The 3469-nt window shown below is 46.8% G+C and carries 3 protein-coding genes and 1 tRNA gene; 1 reads left to right on the top strand and 3 read right to left on the bottom strand.

Features of this window, described 5'->3' with window-relative positions:
* Positions 1–117: 117 nt before the first annotated feature.
* Positions 118–1002, bottom strand: coding sequence for a tRNA (5-methylaminomethyl-2-thiouridine)(34)-methyltransferase MnmD (locus ACEW9I_RS25275; RefSeq protein WP_373543099.1), 885 nt, complete (start codon positions 1000–1002; stop codon positions 118–120).
* Positions 1003–1212: 210 nt separating this feature from the next.
* On the opposite strand from ACEW9I_RS25275, the gene ychF reads away from it, so the two are divergent.
* On the top strand, positions 1213–2301 hold the full coding sequence (gene ychF, locus ACEW9I_RS25270) for a redox-regulated ATPase YchF (RefSeq protein WP_373543098.1): 1089 nt from the start codon (positions 1213–1215) through the stop codon (positions 2299–2301).
* Between the two features lie 58 nt (positions 2302–2359).
* Here the strand turns inward: ychF and ACEW9I_RS25265 are convergent.
* Positions 2360–2433 (bottom strand) — tRNA-Pro (locus tag ACEW9I_RS25265).
* Positions 2434–2498: 65 nt separating this feature from the next.
* Positions 2499–3014, bottom strand: coding sequence for a GNAT family N-acetyltransferase (locus ACEW9I_RS25260; RefSeq protein ID WP_373543097.1), 516 nt, complete (start codon positions 3012–3014; stop codon positions 2499–2501).
* Between the last annotated feature and the right edge of the window lie 455 nt (positions 3015–3469).

The following is a 3469-nucleotide window of genomic DNA, read 5'->3' as shown; positions in this document are numbered from 1 at the left end:
CAAGACAGCGCATCAGCGACCGAAATCGCGCTGAGGTCTCCTCGTGCTAAGCGTTTCGGTCAAGACAAGACAGGCGGACTTTGCAGCACTAGCGGCGATTTTAATCGCTGTGCTGTCCTAACCGCCTTGGCGGTTGCTATACTTATTCCACCATCGCTTTTTCCACTGCGAGGCAGTTTCTCGTCCGCAGTCATACTGCTCCAACTCCCGTCGAACGATGATTTTAGCCATCGAATCCGTTAGATTAGGATCGCGATAGGGGATCGCAGCCCGTGTCTGTAAATGCTCTTGCTGTTGTTGGGACAACGGCGTCAGTTGTGTAGAGTCAAAACTGGCGATAGTGCCTGGTGATTTTCTCCCGACACACACACTATTAGCGACGGACAATCCGGCTGCAATCATCGCAGTACGTACGGGAGATGCACATGAATACGTCGCCACGATCCCATCTGGCGCACAACATTTTGACACCCGATTGACAAATTCGATCGTCCACAGTTGTGGGCAAGCAGTCGGCGAAAATGGATCGAGGAAAATCGCATCAGCCGTATACCCCCGCTCGATTACTCGATCGATCGTTTGACGTGCATCTCCCAATCTCAATTGAGCATGCAACTGCGATCGATTGACGACTCCATCTGATACCAATTGCAACAACAATTCTGGGATTGGTTGCTCCCAATCATCCAATAAATGATGTTCCACTGCCGCACTCGGCACAGTTCGATCGAGTTCGAGTGCGATGATTTCGACTTGACAATCAGGATTCGATCGCCAAATAGTTGACAATGCTGCGGCACTATTGTATCCCAATCCATAACAAATATCTAACAGCCGGAGGTGACCGCGATCGGCTTTTTGAGCCAATAAAGTCGGAATAGCATACTTAAACAGCGACTCTTCCCTCGCTCCATATTTACTATGAAAAGTTTGCCCAAATTCTTCAGAAAAAAAGGTGTAGGAACCGTCATCAGTGATCCAAGGATTAAACTGCTGAGACATATAACAAGTTTTGCATGGTTAAAAATATTCAGCGGCTTGTGGACTTCAGCACGCTATAAATGCTCGCAATTACGATCCTAACTCTATCTGGCAATGTCCCAGAGGATGACATCAATGCGCCCACGTGCCCCGCGATCGCCCGATTTTGCGGTACTAGAGGTAATGGCTTATAATCGATCGAGGTAAGTTGTCATCACTTGAGACTAAAAAATGCTAAAAGCTGGAATCGTTGGACTGCCGAATGTGGGCAAATCGACATTATTTAATGCCCTAGTTGCCAATGCCAAAGCTGAAGCCGCTAACTATCCATTTTGCACGATCGAGCCAAATGTCGGAATTGTTGCAGTCCCTGATGAGCGTCTACAAGTCCTCGCTGACATGGTTAATTCCGAGGATATCGTCCCTACGCGGGTAGAATTTGTCGATATTGCTGGTTTAGTCAAAGGAGCCAGTCAGGGAGAAGGTTTGGGCAGTAAGTTTCTTTCCCATATTCGGGAAGTAGACACCCTCGTCCAAGTTGTTCGCTGTTTTGAAGACGATGATATCATCCATGTATCGGGGGTCGTCAATCCCCAGCAGGATATTGAAATTATCAATCTGGAATTGATTCTGGCAGATATCGACCAAATCGAGAAACGGATCGATCGAGCACGAAAGATAGCTAGAACCAGCAAAGAAGCGCAAATCGAAGTGATTGCCTTAGAAAAACTGCTGACGGAGCTAAGTGCAGGAAAAGCAGCCCGACAAGTCGAGCTGAGTGTAGAAGAAAACGAAAGCATCAAAGGTTTAGGCTTGCTCACCCGTAAGCCGATGATCTATGCCGCAAATGTCTCAGAAGAAGACTTAGCTAGTGGAAATAAATTTGTCGAACAGGTAAAAGCGTTTGCAGCTACAGAGGGCGCACAAGTCACCATCGTCTCTGCTCAAGTAGAAGCCGAACTCGTGGAACTACCTGAAACCGAAAAAGCCGAATTTCTCGAATCGTTGGGCGTAGCTGAAGGCGGCTTAAAATCTCTGATCCGCGCCACCTACCACTTACTCGGACTCCGTACCTACTTTACCACCGGACCAAAGGAAACCCGTGCTTGGACGATTAAAGTCGGGATGCTAGCACCTCAAGCGGCAGGAGTGATTCACTCGGACTTCGAGCGTGGCTTCATTCGTGCTAAAACAATCAGTTATACTGATATGGTTGCTACCGGATCGATGCAAGCTGCAAAAGATAAGGGGTTACTTCGCAGTGAAGGTAAAGATTATTTGGTTCAAGAAGGTGACATTATGGAATTTCTCCACTCCTAACACCAAACCCTGTCACAATTTGTGGTGTCAGGGTTTGAGATATCGGATATTACACAAGTCGGGATGATAGGATTTGAACCTACGACATCCTGCTCCCAAAGCAGGCGCGCTACCAAGCTGCGCTACATCCCGTTACTCACATCATCATAACATACAATCGTTAGAATCGATCGCCACCCTCCAAAAATCGCTAGCATCTAATCAGGATACCAAAACATCCCCTTGATCCCCTCAGGATCTTCCACAAACCCCATCCCACTATAAAAGCCCACCACATGAGCATCGGCAAACAACGTAATATTACTGATATCCTCAGCCCGAATCTTATCGATCGTATACTTCATCATTGCCTTACCCAATCGCTGCCCCTGGAAATCAGGATGAACCACCACATCCCAAACAGTCGCATTAAAAGCCCCATCAGACGTAGCGCGAGCAAACCCGATCATTCTCTTCGTTGCGCCCCTGACTTCCCACATCGAAACTACGATAAAACTATTCTGGAGTGCCTTCTTGACCTTTCGTAGTGGCCGACGAGACCAGCCCACAATATCACACAACTCCTCAAGCGCATACAAGTCAAGGTCTCGATCGGTACTAAAAAAGACTTGAGTGTTTGGAGGGAGATCGATGCCAGTTGCCTTTACAGTAGCACTTGTTTTAGATTCAGCAGCCGTATCGCCACCACTAAATAAACTCTTCCAAAAAACCATGTGGTGTGAACAACAAGATAGTAATTGCAATTCTTAAATCTTATTCAGCCAGTTAGCTATCTAAGACTTACCCAAAATCATAGCATTATTTCTAAAAGAATTCCCGCTCCCGCACACCACTCAACCGAGTCGATCGTGCCGCGCCGAATTTATTCAAGTTGCTTTAGGACTTTGACCTGTCGATCTACACCCTAACGCGATCGCCTCAGCCAATACTCTAGGATCTGGTAAACATCAAACCCAACCATAATCCAGTCCTGAAGCCAACAAAACAAATTTCCACAAAAAGCTTGACAAGGCCAAGGTGGTCGAGTTATATTAGTAAAGCGGTCAAGGACAACAGCGAAACGAAAACGGTGAAAGCCGCTCGACGAGCCAGTTACCTTCACCTTGAACCTAGACAATTATATAGTTTGAAAGCCTATACAACCTCGTTAAATTCGTTAACACGATTA

The organism is Chamaesiphon sp., assembly GCF_041738855.1.
Lineage (GTDB): Bacteria > Cyanobacteriota > Cyanobacteriia > Cyanobacteriales > Chamaesiphonaceae > Chamaesiphon.
The sequence above is the reverse complement of the archived record's forward strand: the minus strand, read 5'-3'. Positions and strand labels throughout refer to the sequence as shown.